This is a genomic window from Allobosea sp. Root381, from assembly GCF_001429395.1.
In the GTDB taxonomy this organism is placed as follows: domain Bacteria; phylum Pseudomonadota; class Alphaproteobacteria; order Rhizobiales; family Beijerinckiaceae; genus Allobosea.
In genome coordinates, this window is record NZ_LMJT01000004.1 from 119400 (window position 1) to 138577 (window position 19178).

Below are 19178 nucleotides of genomic sequence, written 5' to 3' on the forward strand. Positions count from 1 at the left end.
CCGAGCATCACCTGCGAGAGATTCTCGGGTCTGCGCTTCGCTTCGCCCAGAATGACGCCTGATGGCTAAACGCGGCCCGACCTATACCTGCCAGAACTGCGGCGCTGTCTATCACCGCTGGCAGGGCAAATGCGACGCCTGCGGAACATGGTCCTCGCTCTCCGAAGAGGCGCAGGCCGCGCCCGTTCCCGGCGCGCGCGGTTCGTCGGGCAAGGCGCGCGGTCGGGTCTTCGCGCTGGAGAGCCTGAAGGGCGACACCCAGGACGCACCGCGCATCGTCTCGCGCATCGGCGAGCTCGACCGCGTCACCGGCGGCGGCTTCGTGCCGGGCTCGGTGCTGCTGATCGGCGGCGACCCAGGCATCGGCAAGTCGACGCTGCTGATGCAGGCCTGCGCGGCACTCGCCCTGTCGGGTCGACGCGTCGTCTATGTTTCGGGCGAGGAATCGACCGGGCAGGTCCGGCTGCGCGCCGAGCGCATGGGGCTGGCCGATGCGCCGGTCGATCTCGCTTCCGAGACCAATGTCGAGGATATCATCGCGACGCTGGGGCAAGGCACCCGCCCTGCCCTCGTCGTGATCGACTCGATCCAGACCATGTGGTCGGGCGAGGTCGAGAGCGCGCCGGGCACAGTGACGCAGGTGCGCGGCTCGGCCCAGGCCCTGATCCGCTACGCCAAGACCAGCGGCGCCTGCCTCATCCTGGTCGGACACGTCACCAAGGACGGGCAGATCGCAGGGCCGCGCGTCGTCGAGCACATGGTCGACGCCGTCCTCTCCTTCGAGGGAGAAGGTGCCCATGCCTTCCGCATCCTGCGCGGGCAGAAGAACCGCTTCGGCGCTACCGACGAGATCGGCGTGTTCGAGATGACCGGGAAGGGCCTGTCGGAAGTCGGCAATCCCTCCGCACTCTTCCTGGCTGGTCGGGATCAAGCTGCGCCGGGCGCCGCGGTGTTCGCGGGTGTCGAGGGCACGCGGCCGGTTCTCGTCGAGATCCAGGCTCTGGTGGCCCCGACCTCGCTCGGTACCCCGCGACGCGCCGTGGTCGGCTGGGAGAACAGCCGTCTCGCGATGGTGCTGGCCGTGCTGGAAACGCATGGCGGCCTGCGGCTCGGCCAGCACGACGTCTATCTCAACGTCGCCGGCGGTCTGCGCGTAAACGAACCCGCCGCCGACCTCGCCGTGGCGGCAGCGCTGGTCTCTTCGCTCACGGGGGCGATTTTGCCGCCGGAATCAGTTTATTTTGGCGAGATCGCGCTATCGGGCGCGATCCGGCCGGTCTCGGTGGCGGCTGCGCGGCTGCGAGAGGCCTCGAAACTGGGCTTCGAGGCGGCGCTGATGCCGTCCGGCGGCGCCGATGCGGGCGACGGCGGCGGGCTGAACCTGAAGCGATTCGGCCATGTCACGGAACTCGTTGCCGATATCGCCGCCCGCGCGCCTCGCAGAGATGTGAAATGAGGGCGTCGCAATAGTGACGCAGCCGGCGCGAGCGCGTATAGCAAAGCCGATACGGCCAGCCCATATGACGCGGGCCATTCCCGGCACCAACGAAGCGGCTCCTCCATGCCTGTGACCATCCTCGATCTCGTCGTCATCGGCGTGGTTCTGATCTCGGCATTGCTGGCAGCCGTCCGCGGACTGACGCGCGAGGTGCTGGCGATTGCCTCCTGGGCGGCGGCGGCAGCCGTCGCCTGGATCTTCCACCCGCAGTTGCTGCCGGTGGTAAAGCAGTACGTTCCCAACGACACCATTGCGCTGATCGCCGCGATCGCCTCGCTGTTCCTCGTGACGCTGATCGTCGTTTCGCTGGTGACGGCGCGGATCTCGGATTTCGTGCTCGATTCGCGCATCGGCGCGCTCGACCGCACGCTGGGCTTCGTCTTCGGCGCGGGCCGCGGGATCCTGCTCGCCGTGATCGGCTACCTCTTCTTCGCCGCCCTGATGGGCGACAAGAACATGCCGGCCTGGGCCAAGGACGCCAAGGCCAAGCCGATGCTGGAGGAAACCGGCCGCTCGCTGCTGGCCATGCTGCCTCAGGACGTGAACGCCGATTTCGTCAAGAAGCTGCTGAAACCCAAGGGCGAGGGCGAGCCGACCGATGCGCCGGCCGAGGAGCCGCGCCAGCCTGCCGGCACCGACCCGCAGCGCCGCAGCGACGTTCCCAACACCACCGACCGGCAGGCACTGCAGCGCACCATCGACGCCACCCGCCCGACGACGCCTGCCCCAACCCGTCCGTAATTCGAGCGTAGAGCAGCGGCCGTCAACGCCGCATGGAGCCTTGAGAATGATCTCGCAGTCCGGGACTAAGGCCGCCAAAACCGACACCGCTTTCGATCCTTACGCCGACCGCCTGCGCGAGGAATGCGGCGTGTTCGGCATCTTCGGCCATGCCGACGCCGCGGCGCTGACCGCGCTCGGCCTGCATGCGCTGCAGCATCGCGGACAGGAAGCAGCCGGCATCGTCTCCTTCGACGGCACGCGCTTCCAGTCGGAGCGTCGCCTCGGCCTCGTCGGCGATGCCTTCTCGGAAGCCTCGGTGATCGACAAGCTCAAGGGTATGCAGGCGATCGGCCATGTGCGCTACTCGACCACCGGCGAAACGATCCTGCGCAACGTGCAGCCGCTTTTCGCGGAGCTGCATGGCGGCGGCTTCGCTGTTGCCCATAACGGCAACCTGACGAACGGGCTGACGCTGCGCCGCAATCTCGTCCGCGACGGCGCCATCTATCAGTCGACCTCCGACACCGAGGTGCTGCTGCACCTCGTCGCGCGCAGCCGCAAGCCGCAGTTCATCGAGCGCTTCGTCGAGGCGATCCGCCAGATCGAAGGTGCCTATGCCTTCGTCGGCATCACCAACAAGAAGCTGATCGGCGCCCGCGATCCGCTTGGCATTCGCCCGCTGGTGCTGGGCGAGTTGGACGGCGCGCCCATCCTGACCTCGGAGACCTGCGCGCTTGACATCATCGGCGCCAAGTTCATCCGGGAAATCGAGAACGGCGAGGTCGTCGTAATCTCGGAGAGCGGGATCGAGAGCCACAAGCCCTTCCCGGCCATGCCCGAGCGACCCTGCATCTTCGAGTACATCTATTTCGCGCGCCCGGATTCGATCGTGAAGGGCCGCAGCATCTATGAGCATCGCAAGGCAATGGGAGCCCAGCTGGCGATGGAATCGCCGGCGAACGCCGACGTGATCGTGCCGGTGCCGGATTCCGGTGTGCCTGCGGCGCTGGGCTATGCGCAGGCCAGCGGCATCCCGTTCGAGCTCGGGATCATCCGCAACCACTATGTCGGCCGCACCTTTATCGAGCCGACCCAGAAGGTCCGCGAGCTCGGCGTGAAGCTGAAGCATTCGGCCAACCGCTCGGTCGTCGAGGGCAAGAGCATCGTGCTCGTCGACGATTCGATCGTGCGCGGCACGACCTCGTTCAAGATCGTCAAGATGATGCGCGAGGCCGGCGCCCGCGAGGTGCATTTCCGCATCTCCTCGCCGCCGATCACCCATCCCGACTATTACGGCATCGACACGCCGGACCGCGAGAAGCTGCTCGCCGCGACGCATTCGCTCGAGGAGATGCGGCAGTTCGTCGGTGCCGATTCGCTCGCCTTCATCTCGGTCGACGGGCTCTATCGGGCGATGGGCCATGAGCGGCGCGACCCCACCCGGCCGCAATTCACCGATCATTGCTTCACCGGCGACTATCCGACCTCGCTCACCGATGTGATCGGCGAGAGCGCCAAGCAGACGATTTCGCTGCTCGCAGAAGCCGGCTGAGCCCGCGACACGACAATCTCAGCTTCAGCCTTTATCGTGAGAGGGCGCTGAATGCGGCGTCTCGCCGGATGCTCCCGCCGCCGCCGCGGCGAGCTGGAGCATCCGGCGAGACACGCCTGAGGTGCTCCCCAGGATGAGGGCTGAGGATCGGTCCAGGGGGACGAACGAATGACCAAGCCTCTCGAAGGGCGCATCGCGCTCGTCACCGGCGCCTCGCGCGGTATCGGGCGCGCTGCCGCCTTGGCTTTCGCCGCAGCGGGGGCCCATGTCGTCGCGCTCGCCCGCACGACCGGGGCGCTCGAGGAACTCGACGACGAGATTGGCGCGCTCAGGGGCACCGCGACGCTGGTTCCGGTCGATCTCGGCGATGCGCCGGCGATCGAAAAGCTCGGCGCCGCATTGCTTCAGCGCTGGGGCAGGCTCGACATCCTGCTCGCCAATGCCGGCATCCTCGGCCCGCTCTCGCCGCTGACCCACGCCTCGCCGAAGGAATGGGCCAAGGTGTTCGACACCAACGTCACCGCCAACTGGCGGCTGCTGAAGTCGGTCGAGCCCGCGCTGCAGGCCTCCGACGCCGCCCGTGTGATCCTGATGTCCTCGGGCGCGGCCCATAAATGCCTCGCCTATTGGGGGCCGTACTCGATCTCGAAGGCGGCGGTCGAGGCGATGGGGCGGACCTATGCGGCCGAGACCGTGACGACGCCTATGAAGGTGATGATGGTCAATCCTGGGCCGCTGCGCACGCGCATGCGGGCCGACGCGATGCCGGGTGAAGACCCGATGACGCTGAGGACACCGGAAGATCTCGCCCCGCATCTCGTCGCGATCGCCTCGCCTGATTGGGCCGAGACCGGCAAGATCTACGACTTCCCGCAGGGCAAGGTGCTCACCCCGCAGCTGCCGGCCTGATCTTCCTTCTTCCCTCGGCGGGAGAGGATGTCTGCGGAGTAGACGAATAAGGGAAGGGTCGCGCCAGCGGCCCTTTTTCTATTTCGGAGAGGTTCCGCCCTCATCGGTCGGCGCTTCTCGCTGCCACCTTCTCCCCCGAGAAGAGAAGGAAAGGCCTGCTTCAGCGCTTCCCCTTGTCGTAGGGGTTTTCGCCACCGCGCGTGTGCAGCCGGATCGGCGTTCCCGGCAGGTCGAAGCCTTCGCGCAGGTTGTTGACCAGGTAGCGGGTGTAGGACACCGGCAAATGGTCAAGCTGGTTGCCGAAGAGCGCAAAGGTCGGCGGGCGGGCCTTGGCCTGGGTCATGTAGCGGATCTTGATGCGCCGGCCCGCGACCGCCGGGGGCGGATGCGCCGACAACACGCCTTCAAGCCAGCGATTGATCCGGGCCGTCGAGATGCGGCGATTCCAGACGTCATAGGCGGAGAACACCGCCTGCATCAGCCGGTCGATGCCCTCGCCGGCAAGCCCTGAGAGCGGAACGATCGGCACGCCACGCACCTGCGCCAGCAGGTAGCCCGCCTTTTCCTTGAGCTCGGCCAGCAGGCCGTTCTTGTCAGCAACCAGGTCCCATTTGTTCAGGCCTATGACGACGGCCCTGCCCTCTCGCTCGATCAGATCGACCAGGGTCAGGTCCTGCTTCTCGAAGGGAATCGTCGAATCCAGCAGCACGACGACGACCTCGGCGAAGCGGATCGCGCGCAGCGAATCCTGCACCGACATCTTCTCGAGCTTCTCTTCGATACGGGCGCGCTTGCGCATGCCGGCCGTGTCGAAGAGCTTCACCGGCTTGCCGCGCCATTCGTAGTCGACGGAGATGGTGTCGCGGGTGATGCCGGCCTCCGGGCCGACGAGCAGGCGCTCTTCGCCGATCATGCGGTTGACCAGCGTCGACTTGCCCGCATTCGGCCGGCCGATGATGGTGACGCGCAGCGGCTTGCTGGGATCGCTATACGCACCCTCGTCCTCGCTCTCGTCGCGAGCGGCCGGCGCATCGACCCATCTCTTGTCGCCATAGCTCTCGTCGAAGGGCTCCTCTTCCTCAGGCTCGACGTCGACGAAGGGGGCGAGCGCCTCGAGCAGGTCGGAGGTGCCTTCGCCATGCTCGGCCGAGAACGGCACGGGATCGCCCAGCCCCAGCGCATAGGATTCGAAGATGCCGTCCAGACCCTTCTTTCCCTCGGCCTTGTTGGCGAGCAGGATCACCGGCTTGCCGGATTTGCGCACCAGATCGGCAAAGGGCTGGTCCATCGGCGTCAGCCCGAGCCTGGCGTCGATCATGAAGAGGATGACATCGGCCTGGGCGATCGCGGTCTCGGTCTGGGCCCTCATCCGGCCGGCCAGCGAGGCCGGATCGGCCTCCTCGAGGCCGGCCGTGTCGATGATGTTGAAACGCAGATGGCCGAGCGCGGCCTCGCCCTCGCGGCGGTCACGGGTCACGCCCGGCCGGTCGTCGACCAGCGCGAGCTTCTTGCCGACGAGGCGGTTGAACAGCGTCGACTTGCCGACATTGGGCCGGCCGATGATGGCGACGGTGGCGGTCATGGTGTTGTCCAGTCTCAACAGCGTCGTTCCGGGGCACGGGGCCGTTCCGGACATCCATGAATACAGGTCGACGCAAAAAGGAAAGGCCGATCGCCGCTCGACGCGGCTTCGGCCTCTGTTTGCAGGCTGCGAGCTCGACCTCCGGCCGGGCCCTGTTAGATCGAGCTAGTCCTTGATCTGGACGGGGCCGCCGCGCACCAGAGCAAGGTAGAGCTCGGTGCGCTGGCGTAGCACGGCCGGCGACTGCGGATCGGTGACGATGGCATCGAACCAGCGGCCGGCATCCTCGAAGAGATTGGCCTTGAGCGCGGCGATGCCGAGGAATTCGCGGGTCGAATGGCGCCAGACCCCCTGTGGCGTCGCGAGCGGCTCCAGGGCCGTCTTGAGTTCGGCATAGGGCACGAGGTCGACACGCAGCATGCCGGCACGCAGACGCGCGAGGTCGCGATAGAGCGGCAGCAGCGTCGTGTCGTTCGCGAGCCCGTCGAATGCGGTCGCGCCGGCCGCGGCATCGCGCTTGGCCGTCTCGGCGGCGAGGCGGAAGCGGGCGATCTGGCGGTAGCCGGCGGGCGCGCTGGCTGCGAGTTCACCCAGGATCGTTTCAGCTTCCGCGCCGTTGTTGTCCCGCGAGGCCTTCAGCGCCGCTTCCAGCTGCGCGCCGACGGCCTGCGAGGCCTGCTGCTCGCGATAGAGCCAGAACTGCCAGCCGGCCACGGCCAGCACCGCCAGCACAGCGAGGCCGGTGAAGAGCCAGCCATATTTCTTCCAGAGCTGAGCCGCCTTGTCCCGGCGGACTTCCTCATCGATCTCGCGAAAAATATCGGCCATGGTCCGTCACATTCCTTCTTGCCATGCCGGGTAGCATTTTCGCCGGGCGATGGCGAGCCGGAACAGGACTTTCCTTGCGGCCGGTCCGAACTCAGCCGATCTGTGCCCGGTGCAGCAGGCTGCCATCGCCATAGGAATAGAAGCGATAGCCCTGCGCGATCGCATGGGCATAGCCCCGCTTCATCAGGTCGAGGCCGGAAAAGGCCGAGACGAGCATGAACAGCGTCGAGCGCGGCAGGTGGAAATTCGTCAGCAGCAGGTCAACGGCGCGGAAACGGTAGCCCGGCGTAATGAAGATCGCCGTGTCACCGGAGAAGGGCTCGATGACGCCGTCCTCACGCGCCGCGCTTTCGAGCAGGCGCAGCGAGGTGGTGCCGACGGCGACGATCCGCCCGCCCTGCGCCCGCACCGCGTTCAGCGCAGCGGCGGTCTCAGGCGAGACGCTGCCCCATTCGGCATGCATGCGATGCTCGTCGGTGTCTTCCGCTTTGACCGGCAGGAAGGTGCCAGCACCGACATGGAGCGTGACCAGATGGCGCGTCACGCCGCGCGCCTCGAGTGCGCCGACGAGTTCGGGGGTGAAGTGCAGGCCTGCGGTCGGCGCGGCGACGGCCCCGTCGGCGCTCGCATGCATCGTCTGGTAGTCCTGCACATCCGCGGCATCGGTCGGGCGCTTGCCCGCGATATAGGGTGGCAGCGGCAATTCACCGAACCGGGCGATAGCCTCGTCGAGGAAGGCCCCGGCGAAAGCAAAGCGCAGCTCCACCTCCCCGCCTTCGCCCTTGGCGACAACTTCCGCCTGCAAACGGCCGAGCTCACAGGCGATTCCCTCGGAATCGTCTCCGAAAGTGATGGTTTCGCCGAGGCTGAGTTTCTTCGCCGGCCGGGCGAAGGCCAGCCAGCGGTCCTCGCTCTCGCGCTTGTGCAGCATGATCTCGATGCGCGCCGAGGTTTCGCCACGATAGCGCCGGCCATGCAGCCGTGACGGGACCACCCGCGTATCGTTGAGGACCAGCGCATCGCCCGGCCGCAACAGCGAGACGAGGTCGCGGATGCCGCGATCCTCGAAGGGCTCGTCCGCGCCGGGCCTGACGACGAGCAGGCGTGCCGCATCGCGCGGGCTGGCGGGCCTCAGCGCGATGCGGTCTTCGGGTAAGTCGAAATCGAAGAGCCCGACATCCACGATGGCGATCAGGCCAGGTCGGCCATCACCTTCATCGAAACGATCGAGTCGGGATCGCGCACGGGCTCGCCGCGCTTGATGATGTCGACATTCTCCATGCCTTCCACGACCTGGCCCCAGACCGTGTACTGCTTGTCGAGGAAGCGGGAGTCATCGAACACGATGAAGAACTGGCTGTTGGCCGAGTTCGGGTTCTGGGAGCGCGCCATCGAGCAGATGCCGCGGACATGCGGCTCGGCATTGAACTCCTGCGCCAGGTCGGGAAGGTCCGAGCCGCCAGTTCCGGTGCCGTGCGGGCAGCCGACCTGGGCCATGAATCCGTCGATGACGCGGTGGAAGACGATGCCGTCATAGAAGCCCTGACGCGACAGGGCCTTCAGGCGCTCGACATGGTTGGGGGCGAGATCGGGGCGCAGCTTGATAACCACCTTGCCCTTGGTGGTTTCCATGACGAGGGTGTTCTCTGGATCGAGCGACATCAGATCGGCCTTTCGTTGGACGGCACGCGGCCGTGGAAGCGGATGGTCAATGGTCGCCCCGCGATAGCCGCTCCCAGCCCCGGGGACAACCTCATTGGTGTGCAGCCATGCACTGCGGCGACGACCGAATCGGTGAAGCGCTGGCGCAGGCCGGGCTCCGTCCGTTTCGTTTCCCAGGTCACGCGCGGCTGGCCGAAGAGCGTGCCGTCGCGACGCAGGCTGAACCGGACCGTCGCCATAACGCCCGTATCGGGGCCATCGAGGGATGGCGGCATCCAGCAGCGGCGCAGCGCCAGGGCGACGTCGCCGAGGCGGTCGATGACATCGCCATCGAAGGACTTCGTCGTCGGCGCGAGCGCCCCGATGATGCCGGTCTCGCCCGTCCCCGCCGGTGGGCGGGGAGGCCGGACCCGGCGCTCGCCTGAGCCGGGAATATCGTCACTGCCGCCGAAGCGCCCGCCCACGCCCGGCAGGTAGCGCTGCCCGCTCTGCGGCGGCAGCACCGGCTCCTGCGATCCCGATGGCGGCGGCAGGACCGGGTTCTGCGAGCCGGAAGGCGGCGGCAGGCCGAGATCGATGGTGCCCTGCGCGCGGGCACCCGTCTGGACGACGGCGAGCGTGGCTAGCATCACGGCCAGGAAGCCACTCCGCATCGCCCCGCCCTCCGAAGTCCTGGCTTCCTGCCCGGCGCCTTACTTCGCGTCCGCCTGCAGCCGCATGCGGACGATCTTGTCGGGGCCGGTGACCTGGCCGCTGCCGGGGGCGCCCTTCTTGATCTTGCGGACAGCGTCCATGCCCGACACGACCTCGCCGAACAGGGTGTACTGGCCGGTCAGCGAGCCGCACCCCTCAAAACAGATGAAGAACTGCGAATTGGCGGAGTTCGGCGACTGCGAACGCGCCATGCCGACCGAGCCAACCTTGTAGGGCGTCGGCGTGAATTCGGCCGGAATGTTCGGCAGGTCGGAGCCGCCGGTACCGGTGCCGGTCGGATCGCCGGTCTGGGCCATGAAGCCTTCGATGACGCGGTGGAAGACGATGCCGTCGTAAAAGCCCTTCTTCGTGAGCGCCTTGATCTGCGCGACATGCTTGGGCGCGAGATCGGGCCGCAGCCGGATCGTCACCGGGCCGTCCTTGGTCTCCAGGACCAGCGTATTGTTCGGATCGGGTGCCTGCGCCTGGGCAAAGCCGAGCGACGCCAGGACGGCGAGGGTAGCGAGCGAGCTGCGCAGCATGTTCATCTCCGTGGCCGCCGATGGACCCGGCGGGTGTCCTTATCCCAGCGGGTCGTAACGACATCCTTTGGCCGGAACAAGGCGCTACTTGCCGGCGAATGGACCAATGCTGCACCGCACAAGAACGAATGAGAATAATTATGCAAAAAGATGAGGCTAGACGTGCCCAAACTGATGACAGGGCTGCGACGATCGGTTATCACATTCTCGCTGGACACGCTTTGCTTGGTCGAAGCGCCGCGGACCAGGTCTCGGGAGGACAAACGCCCGCCTAGTATACGAGCCGCACGCAAGCAGACGCGCGCCGTTACTGCGGTAAAAACAGACTAGAAAAGGCAAGGCAGCGGCCTTGCCTTTTTTGTTTTTCAGCGATGACTGTAATCCACGATCCGGAAAGCCCGATCCTACAGGTCCAAATTCGCCCAGCCATACCAGACCAGGACGAAAATCGCTGCGGCGATGGCAGTGGTAATCCATGCCTTACGCAACAGCCCGGGCAGGACCGGTGCGCCGGGCTCTGTCCCTTCCGTTACGTCGCCCGCCTCGACCTGGCTGCGCACGCCAAAGGGCAGGACGACGAACAGCACGATCCACCAGATCACGAAATAGACCGCGAGCGCGGCAGCGATCGTCATGGCTTGCCCCCCTGATCGCCATCGCCTGCAAGCGCGATGCAGGAAAAGGCGACGCGCGCCTGCGTCGGAACCCCGAAGCGCGCGGTATGGCGGGCCGGCAGCCCGCCGGGAAAATGCTTTACATACTCGGCGTTGCAGGCGGCATAGTCGGCGGGGTCGGTGATCAGCATCGTCATCTGGACCACGCGGTCGAGCGCGCTGCCCGCCTCGGTGAGAATGCCGCGGATGTGGGCGAGCGCGTTGCGGACCTCGTCGGCCGGCGTTTCGCCGCGATCGATTCCGCGGGCCGGATCATGCGGAGCGGAGTGTCCCGATACGAAGACGAGCCCCCCTGCCCGTGTCGCTGCGCTAAACGGGCGAGGCGAACCTGCTTCCGGCCGGCCGAAAAAATCGATCGGTTCTTGATCCATGTGCATCAGGCCTGCTCGAGTTCGACCAGTGTGCCGGTGAAGTCCTTCGGGTGCAGGAACAAAACCGGCTTGCCATGCGCTCCGATGCGCGGCTCGCCTGTGCCGAGCACCCTGGCACCCGTCGCCTTCAGGCGATCGCGCGCGACGATGATGTCGTCGACCTCGTAGCAGATGTGGTGAATGCCGCCGTCAGGATTGCGTTCGATGAACTTCGCCACCGGCGAGTCGGCGCCGAGCGGCTCGAGCAGCTCGACCTTGGTGTTCGGCAACTCGACAAAGACGACGGTAACGCCGTGCTCCGGCTGCGGAAGGGGTTGCGAGACGCGGGCGCCGAGCGTGTCGCGATAAAGCGCGGTCGCGCCGGCGAGGTCCTTCACCGCGATGGCGACGTGATTGAGGCGTCCGATCATGCTTGCGCTCCCTTGCGGCCGGCTGTCGAGCAGGTCGCTGCCGGTTCTACACCTCGATCACGAGGGCATGCACCAGCGGCTTCTTGCCCCACTCCTCGTTGACGGCACTGCGCAGGCCGCGCTCCAGCGCGTTGCGAAGCGCCTCCGGGTCGCGGCGGCGCGCCTTCGGGATGCCGTCGATCAGTTCCGAGACGGCCTCGGCGACATATTCGTCGAAGGCGGTGCCGTCGCGCGTATAGGGCGGCAGTCCGAGGACGGCGATCTCGGGATCGCCGGCGAGCCCGCCCTTCTCGTCGATTGCGACCGCGACCGAGATCATGCCGACATAGGAGAGCCGGCGGCGCTCGGGAATCGTCTTCTCCAGCGCATTCACCAGCAGGTTGCCGTCCTGGTACAGCCGGCCATGGCTGACCTCGTCGACCTTTCTGGCGCCATCGGCCGAGATCGCGACAACGTCGCCATTGCCGGCGCGCACCACCGATTTGACGCCAAGCTCGCGGGCGAAATGGGCATGCTCGGAGAGATGCAGATCCTCGCCATGGGCAGGGATCACGATCTTCGGCTTCAGCCAGCCATAGAGCCTTGCCATCTCCTCGCGGCGCGGATGGCCGGAGACATGGACCAGATGGGCACGGTCGGTGATGATCTCGATGTTGTCGCGGGCGAGCGCGTTCTGGATCGCGCCGACGGCCTTCTCGTTGCCGGGGATGGTCCGGGACGAGAAGATCACCCGGTCGCCCGGCGAGAGCGTGATCTCGGGGTGGTCGTCGGAGGCGATGCGCGAGAGCGCCGCCCGCGGTTCGCCCTGGCTGCCGGTCAGCAGCGCCACGACCTTGTCGCGCGGCAGGTAGCCATAAGTGTCGGCCGAGCGGAAGGCCGGGATGCCTTCGAGAAAGCCGCATTCGCGCGCGACATCGATTACGCGGTCCATCGCGCGGCCGACGACCACGACCTCGCGCTGGTCGGCCATCGCGGCCTCGGCGACGGCGCGCAGCCTCGCGACGTTCGAGGCGAAGGTGGTGACCGCGACACGCCCCGTGGCGGAATGGATCAGTTCCTTGAGCTTGGCCGCGACATCGGCCTCGCTCGGGCTGATGCCGTCGCGCATGACATTGGTCGAATCGCAGACGAGGGCCAGCACGCCCTCCTCGCCGAGCTCGCGCAGGCGCTTCTCGTCCGTCGGCAAACCGACCTGCGGCGTGGGGTCGATCTTCCAGTCGCCGGTATGGACGACGAGGCCGGCCGGCGTGCGGATCGCGAGCGCGTTCGATTCGGGGATCGAATGGGCCACGGGCACGAACTCGATGTCGAAGGGGCCGAGTGTCACGCGCCCACCCTGGGCAACGACGTTCATCGGCACCTGCGGCGCGCCGGGCTCGGACAGGCGGCGGGTCGCAAGCAGGCCGGCGGCGAAGCGCGTGCAGTAGACCGGCGCGCGTAAGGACGGCCAGAGCGCTGCGAGCGCGCCGATATGGTCCTCATGGGCGTGGGTGATGACGATGCCGAGGAGGTTCGCGCGTTCCTCGATGATGTAGCGCAGGTCCGGCAGCACGATATCGACGCCCGGAACCTCCGGGCCGGCGAAGGAGAGCCCGCAATCGACCAGTATCCATTTCCGCCGCCCCTCCGGCCCGAAGCCGTAGAGCGCGGCATTCATGCCGATCTCGCCGAGGCCGCCGAGGGGAACGAAGACGAGCTGGTCCTGGGAACGAGGCACGGGCAATCCTGACTGGGACGAGGCGCAACGCGGCGCCGGACATTGAGCGGGAGCCCTAACACGCTACGGGGCATGGCTCCATAGCGTCGGCGACGCCGGCAACCACGATGCGGTCAGCGCGGCTCCGCCCCGGCGTTGGGCTGCCCGAAGTAGAGGTCGCCGGCGTCGATGAGGCGACGGCCACCCGCGATGTCGAGTTCAAGGCGCCCGCTCGCATCGATCCCGGCGAAGCGCCCTGTGAACGGCCCCTCGGCCAGCCTGATCGTGATCTCCTCGCCGAGGAAGGCGGCGCGCTCGAGCCAGGCGGCACGGGTCGGGCCGAAGCCGCCGGGCTGAGACCACGCCGCGAAGCGCGCGACCCAGGCATCGCTCAGCGCCGCGAGCACGGCCTCGATGCCGGCCTGCTCCCGATGCTGCTTGAGGAAAGTCGCGGGATAGGGCGTATCGGCCGGGCAGGAGGCGATGTTGACTCCGAGCCCGATAACGACGTCGAGCCGCCCTGCCCGGCTTTCGCCTTCGAGCAGCAGGCCCGAGACCTTGGCGCGGTCGACCAGCAGGTCGTTCGGCCATTTCAGGGCGAGGCGCGGCGCCGAGAGTCCGGTGACCCGCGCCACGGCATCATGAAGCGCGAGCCCGGCAACGAAGCCCAGTTGTGGGGCGAGCGCCGATTCGCAGGGCGCGACAAGCAGGAGGCTGGCGTAGAGATTGCCGGAGGGAGAGCCCCATTTCCGGCCATGGCGCCCACGCCCGGCATTCTGGCTGCGCGCGACGATCCAGAGATTGCCGGCGTCGCCCTGGCCGAGCGCGCGGCGCGCCTCCTCCATGGTGGAGCCGACCTCGTCGCGGACGACCAGCCGGTAGCCAGCGGCGCGGGCCGCTTCACCGAGCATGGACGCGGTCCGCTATTGCTCGCAATGGCGGAGGATCAAAACAGCGACTTCGCCGCCGCATCCGCGGAGTTGAACAGCGGCGCGGGCAGCAGCGACAGCGCCAGCACGAAGAGCGCCGACACCAGCAGGACCGCACGCACGCCGATATCCGCCTTCTCGAAGGCCGGCTTCGGATCGTCGAAATAGATCACCTTGACGAGGCGCAGATAGTAGTAGGCGCCGACGACGCTGGTGACCACGCCGATGACCGCCAGCACATAGAGCTTGGCATCGATGGCGGCGAGGAAGACGTAGAACTTCGCCCAGAATCCGGCGAGCGGCGGGATGCCGGCCAGCGAGAACATCATCATCGACAGCGCGAAGGCCATCCACGGATTGGTGCGCGAGAGACCGGCGAGTTCGGAGATGTCCTCGACGCCCTTGCCGTCCCGGCGCATCATCAGCACGCAGGCGAAGGCGCCGAGCGTCGTGGCGAGATAGATCGCCATGTAGACGAGCACGCCCTGCACACCGCCCGCCGTGCCGGCCGCGAGGCCGACAAGGGCGTAGCCCATATTGGCGATCGAGGAATAGGCGAGCAGGCGCTTGATGTTGCTCTGGCCGATCGCGGCGAAGGCGCCGAGCGCCATCGAGGCGATCGAGATGAAGATGACGATCTGCTGCCACTCATGCAGCGCGCCGGGGAAGGCGCCGACGAAGATGCGCACCACCATGGCCATCGCCGCCATCTTCGGCGCGGAAGCGAAGAAGGCCGCGACCGGGCTCGGGGCTCCCTCATAGACGTCAGGCGTCCACATGTGGAAGGGAACGGCCGAGATCTTGAAGGCGACGCCGGCGGCGATGAAGACGATGCCGAAGATCAGGCCGAGGCCGGGATGGCCGTGCGAGACGGCGGCCGCGATGCCCGAATAGGTCACCGTACCCGTGAAGCCGTAGACCAGCGAGCCGCCATAGAGCAGCATGCCAGAGGACAGCGCGCCGAGGACGAAGTACTTCAGGCCGGCCTCGGTCGACTTCGCGTTGTCGCGGTCGAAGGCGGCGACGACGTAGAGCGCGAGCGACTGCAGTTCGAGGCCGACATAGAGGCTGATGAGATCGTTGGCCGAGATCATCATCATCATGCCCACGGTGGCGAGGACGACGAGGACCGGGAACTCGAAGCGCATCGAGCCGTCGCGCCGCAGCGTCTCCGAGGAGAGCAGGATCGCGGCGGCGGCGCCGAACAGCGTCAGGACCTTGAAGAAGCGAGCGAAGCTGTCGACGATGAAGCCGTCGTTGAAGGTCAGTTCCCTGCCCTCACCGGAGAGCACGAGGACGAGCGACAGCGCAAACAGCGCCAGCGCGATGCCTTCGAGCAGCCGGGTCGAGCGCTCGCCGCGGATCGCGCCGATCAGCACCATCGCGATGGCGCCGATGGCGAGGACGATTTCCGGGAGTGCCGGGCCGAGAGCGGGCAGAGCCATCCTGCGAGACCTTACTGAATGACCAGCATCGCCGTTTTCGCGGCGGTGAGTGCGGCCTGATAATTCTTGATGAGGGCTTCGGTCGGCGCGGCGAAGGCGTCGAGGATCGTGCCAGGACGGATGCCATACCAGATCGTCAGCAGGACGAGCGGCGCCAGGATCGCCATCTCGCGGCGGTCGAGATCGGCGATGTCCTTGAGCTCGGGCTTCACCAGCTCGCCGAAGACGACGCGGCGATAAAGCCAGAGCGCGTAAGCCGCCGAAAGGATCACGCCCGAGCAGGCGATGAAGGCGACCCAAGGGTTGGCCTTGAAGGCGCCCATCAGCGTCAGGAACTCGCCGACGAATCCGGCCGTGCCCGGCAGGCCGACATTGGCCATGGTGAAGACCATGAAGATGACAGCATAGACCGGCATCCGGTTCACCAGCCCGCCATAGGCGGAGATCTCGCGGGTGTGCATTCGGTCATAGATCACGCCGACGCAGAGGAAGAGCGCGCCCGAGACCAGCCCGTGGCTGACCATCTGGAACATGGCGCCCTGGATGCCCTGGCTGGTCATCGTGAACAGACCCATCGTCACGAAGCCCATATGGGCGACCGACGAGTAGGCGATCAGCTTCTTGATGTCCTCCTGCATCAGCGCCACCAGCGAGGTGTAGACGATGGCGATGACCGAGAGCGCGAAGACGAAGGAGGCGAAGTATTCCGACGCCTCGGGGAACATCGGAATCGAGAAGCGGATGAAGCCGTAGCCGCCCATCTTCAGCATGATCGCGGCGAGCACGACGGAGCCGGCCGTCGGCGCCTCGACGTGGGCGTCGGGCAGCCAGGTGTGGACCGGCCACATCGGCATCTTCACCGCGAAGGAGGCGAAGAAGGCGAGCCACAGCCAGGTCTGCATGTTCGCCGGGAACTTGTGCGCCAGCAGCGTCGGGATGTCGGTGGTGCCGGCATTCCAGTACATCGCCATCAGCGCGAGCAGCAGCAGCACCGAGCCGAGGAGCGTGTAGAGGAAGAACTTGTAGGAGGCATAGACGCGCCGCTTGCCGCCCCAGATGCCGATGATTAGGAACATCGGGATCAGGCCGCCCTCGAAGAAGAGGTAGAACAGCACGAGGTCCAGCGCCACGAAGACGCCGATCATCAGCGTCTCGAGGATCAGGAACGCGACCATGTATTCGCGCACCCGCTTCGTGATCGAGTGCCAGGACGCCAGGATGCAGAACGGCATCAGGAAGGCGGTCAGCACCACGAAGGGGAAGGAGAAGCCGTCGACGCCGAGCTTGAACTGGATCGCGTCCGAGACCCAGGCATGGGTCTCGACCATCTGGAAGCCGGGATTGGCCGGGTCGAACTGCGCCCAGGCGACGCAGGCGAGCACGAAGGTCGCGACGGTCGCCGCCAGCGCGGCATAGCGCGCATTGGAGTCGACCGAGGCCTCGTCGCCGCGCTGCGCCAGGATGAAGGCGGCGCCAACCAGCGGGAGGACCAGGAGACCGGTGAGGATACCGAAACCGAACATCATCTCACCCGCGAGCCACGAGATACCAGGTCACGAGCCCAGCGACGCCGATCAGCATGGCGAAGGCATAGTGATAGACATAGCCGGTCTGGAGCCGGACGACGCGGTTGGTGACGTCCACGACGCGGGCGGAGACGCCGTCAGGGCCCATGCCGTCGATGACGAAGCCATCGCCCTTCTTCCAGAGGAACTTGCCGATCCACATCGACGGCTTCACGAACAGGAAGTCGTAGATCTCATCGAAATACCACTTGTTGAGCAGGAAGCGGTACAAGACCGGGTTCGCCGCGGCGAGCTTGGCCGGAACGTCCGTGCGCAGCACATACATATAGAGCGCCAGCGCGAAGCCGATCAGCATCGCGACGAAGGGCGACCAGATCACCCATTTCGGCACTTCGTGCATCTCGTGCAGGATATGGTTGTCCTTGCCCGTGAAGAGCGCGCCCTTCCAGAAGGCGTCATAGGCGTCGCCGATGAAGGCGCCCTTGAACGCGAAGCCGGCGACGACGGCGCCGAGCGACAGCACGGCGAGCGGGATCAGCATCACCAGCGGGCTCTCATGCGGCTTGTGGTCATGGCCGTGGCCGTGATCGTCATGCGCATGATGGTCGCCGACGGCGGGGGCGTGGGCAGCGTGCGCATGCGCGCCGCGCCCGGTCTCCTGCGCCGGGGCCTGATGGTCCGGATGCCCCGGATCGCCGTGCGAACCGATGGCGCGGCCATGGGCGTCCTGGGCATCGCTGTGCTGCGCGGCGTGATCGTCATGGCCGTGGCCGGCCCAGCGCGGCTTGCCCTCGAAGGTCATGAAATAGAGCCGCCAGGAATAGAACGAGGTCATGCAGGCGGCGACGACGAGCAGCACGAAGGCGTAGGAAGCGGCAAAGCCCTTATGCGCGACGGCGGCATAGGCGCTCTCGATGATCGCGTCCTTCGAGAAATAGCCGGCGAGCAGCGGGAAGCCCGTCAGCGCCAGCGTGCCGATGGTCATGGCGGCGGCCGTCAGCGGGATGTGCTTGCGCAACCCCCCCATGTTCCGCATGTCCTGCTCGTGATGCATCGCATGGATGACCGAGCCGGCGCCGAGGAACAGCAGCGCCTTGAAGAAGGCGTGGGTGAAGAGGTGGAAGACGCCGGCCGAATAGGCGCCGACGCCGAGCGCGACGAACATGTAGCCGAGCTGCGAGCAGGTCGAATAGGCGATGACGCGCTTGATGTCGTTCTGCACCAGGCCGACCGTGGCAGCGAAGAAGGCGGTCGTCGCGCCGATCACGATGATGACCGTCAGGGCGACGGGCGCATATTCGAAGATCGGCGACAGGCGGGCGACCATGAAGACGCCGGCGGTGACCATGGTCGCAGCGTGGATCAGCGCCGAGACCGGGGTCGGGCCTTCCATCGCGTCCGGCAGCCAGGTGTGGAGCAGGAACTGCGCCGACTTGCCCATAGCGCCCATGAACAGCAGCAGCGCGGTCAGCGTGAGCGCGTTCCAGTCATAGCCGAGGAAGCGGAAGCTGCGCTCGGTCAGCCCGCCGATCTGCGGGAAGATACTCTCGAAGGCGACCGAGCCCGTCAGCACGAACACCATGAAGATGCCAAGCAAGAAGCCGAAATCGCCGACGCGGTTGACGATGAAGGCCTTCATCGCCGCGGCGTTGGCCGAGGGCTTCTGGTACCAGAAGCCGATCAGCAGATAGGAGGCGAGGCCGACGCCCTCCCAGCCGAAGAACATCTGCAGCAGGTTGTCGGCCGTCACCAGCATCAGCATCGCGAAGGTGAAGAGCGACAGATAGGCGAAGAAACGCGGCCGGTGCGGGTCCTCGTGCATGTAGCCGATCGAGTACAGGTGCACGAGCGACGACACGGTGTTGACGACGACCAGCATCACCACAGTCAGCGTGTCGATGCGGAAGGCCCAGTCGACCTGCAGATTGCCGGAGGACAGCCAGGTCGCGACCTGGACGCGGGTGGTGTCCGCACCGAAGCCGACCTGGAAGAAGGCGACCCAGGACAACACCGCCGAAACCATCAGCAGCGAGGTGGTGACGATCTCCGAGCCGCGCGCGCCGATCAGCCGGCCGAAGAGGCCGGCGATCAGGAAGCCGATCAGAGGGAGGAAGACGATCGCGTGATACATCGGGCGA

At 66.6% G+C, this 19178-nt stretch carries 18 protein-coding genes; 4 read left to right on the forward strand and 14 right to left on the reverse strand.

Going from position 1 to position 19178, the window contains the following annotated elements; translation table 11 throughout:
- Positions 1–61: 61 nt before the first annotated feature.
- From radA to ASE63_RS05950, 4 genes are all read left to right on the forward strand, one after another.
- Positions 62–1456: a DNA repair protein RadA gene (radA, locus tag ASE63_RS05935; RefSeq protein WP_056797989.1), complete on the forward strand. Its 1395-nt coding sequence runs from the start codon at positions 62–64 to the stop codon at positions 1454–1456.
- A 105-nt stretch (positions 1457–1561) separates the two neighbouring features.
- Positions 1562–2239, forward strand: coding sequence for a CvpA family protein (locus tag ASE63_RS05940; protein WP_082609694.1), 678 nt, complete (start codon positions 1562–1564; stop codon positions 2237–2239).
- 46 nt (positions 2240–2285) lie between these two features.
- Positions 2286–3773, forward strand: a complete 1488-nt coding sequence (gene purF, locus ASE63_RS05945) for an amidophosphoribosyltransferase (protein ID WP_056797992.1) — start codon at positions 2286–2288, stop codon at positions 3771–3773.
- 168 nt (positions 3774–3941) lie between these two features.
- Positions 3942–4682, forward strand: coding sequence for an SDR family NAD(P)-dependent oxidoreductase (locus ASE63_RS05950; protein ID WP_056797995.1), 741 nt, complete (start codon positions 3942–3944; stop codon positions 4680–4682).
- Between the two features lie 160 nt (positions 4683–4842).
- On the opposite strand, the gene der is transcribed toward ASE63_RS05950, so the two are convergent.
- The 14 genes from der to nuoL form a co-directional block, all read right to left on the reverse strand.
- Positions 4843–6264: a ribosome biogenesis GTPase Der gene (gene der / locus ASE63_RS05955; RefSeq protein WP_056797998.1), complete on the reverse strand. Its 1422-nt coding sequence runs from the start codon at positions 6262–6264 to the stop codon at positions 4843–4845.
- A gap of 165 nt (positions 6265–6429) precedes the next feature.
- Positions 6430–7092 (reverse strand): tetratricopeptide repeat protein, encoded by a 663-nt coding sequence (locus tag ASE63_RS05960; RefSeq protein ID WP_056798001.1) that lies wholly within the window; start codon positions 7090–7092, stop codon positions 6430–6432.
- 91 nt (positions 7093–7183) lie between these two features.
- On the reverse strand, positions 7184–8275 hold the full coding sequence (gene queA / locus ASE63_RS05965) for a tRNA preQ1(34) S-adenosylmethionine ribosyltransferase-isomerase QueA (RefSeq protein WP_056798004.1): 1092 nt from the start codon (positions 8273–8275) through the stop codon (positions 7184–7186).
- An 8-nt stretch (positions 8276–8283) separates the two neighbouring features.
- A complete protein-coding gene (locus tag ASE63_RS05970; protein WP_056798009.1) occupies positions 8284–8754 on the reverse strand; it encodes a peptidylprolyl isomerase in 471 nt (156 codons plus the stop codon).
- Complete coding sequence (locus ASE63_RS05975) at positions 8754–9407, reverse strand: hypothetical protein (RefSeq protein ID WP_056798012.1); 654 nt, start codon at positions 9405–9407, stop codon at positions 8754–8756. The genes ASE63_RS05970 and ASE63_RS05975 overlap by 1 nt, the downstream gene beginning before the upstream one ends.
- Positions 9408–9446: 39 nt before the next feature.
- Positions 9447–9989 (reverse strand): peptidylprolyl isomerase, encoded by a 543-nt coding sequence (locus tag ASE63_RS05980; RefSeq protein WP_056798126.1) that lies wholly within the window; start codon positions 9987–9989, stop codon positions 9447–9449.
- A gap of 404 nt (positions 9990–10393) precedes the next feature.
- On the reverse strand, positions 10394–10624 hold the full coding sequence (locus ASE63_RS05985; protein ID WP_056798015.1) for a DUF1467 family protein: 231 nt from the start codon (positions 10622–10624) through the stop codon (positions 10394–10396).
- Positions 10621–11034, reverse strand: a complete 414-nt coding sequence (locus tag ASE63_RS05990) for a RidA family protein (RefSeq protein WP_162261724.1) — start codon at positions 11032–11034, stop codon at positions 10621–10623. Before ASE63_RS05990 ends, ASE63_RS05985 begins: the two co-directional genes overlap by 4 nt.
- Positions 11035–11039: 5 nt before the next feature.
- Positions 11040–11444, reverse strand: coding sequence for a methylmalonyl-CoA epimerase (gene mce / locus ASE63_RS05995; protein ID WP_056798020.1), 405 nt, complete (start codon positions 11442–11444; stop codon positions 11040–11042).
- A gap of 46 nt (positions 11445–11490) precedes the next feature.
- Entirely contained in the window at positions 11491–13161 is a 1671-nt protein-coding gene (locus ASE63_RS06000; RefSeq protein ID WP_156410212.1) for a ribonuclease J, read from the reverse strand.
- 113 nt (positions 13162–13274) lie between these two features.
- Positions 13275–14051, reverse strand: coding sequence for a biotin--[acetyl-CoA-carboxylase] ligase (locus ASE63_RS06005; protein ID WP_056798023.1), 777 nt, complete (start codon positions 14049–14051; stop codon positions 13275–13277).
- A 35-nt stretch (positions 14052–14086) separates the two neighbouring features.
- Positions 14087–15514: an NADH-quinone oxidoreductase subunit NuoN gene (nuoN, locus tag ASE63_RS06010; RefSeq protein WP_056798025.1), complete on the reverse strand. Its 1428-nt coding sequence runs from the start codon at positions 15512–15514 to the stop codon at positions 14087–14089.
- 11 nt (positions 15515–15525) lie between these two features.
- Complete coding sequence (locus ASE63_RS06015; RefSeq protein WP_056798132.1) at positions 15526–17037, reverse strand: NADH-quinone oxidoreductase subunit M; 1512 nt, start codon at positions 17035–17037, stop codon at positions 15526–15528.
- A gap of 4 nt (positions 17038–17041) precedes the next feature.
- On the reverse strand, positions 17042–19171 hold the full coding sequence (gene nuoL, locus ASE63_RS06020) for an NADH-quinone oxidoreductase subunit L (protein WP_056798028.1): 2130 nt from the start codon (positions 19169–19171) through the stop codon (positions 17042–17044).
- Positions 19172–19178 lie beyond the last annotated feature (7 nt).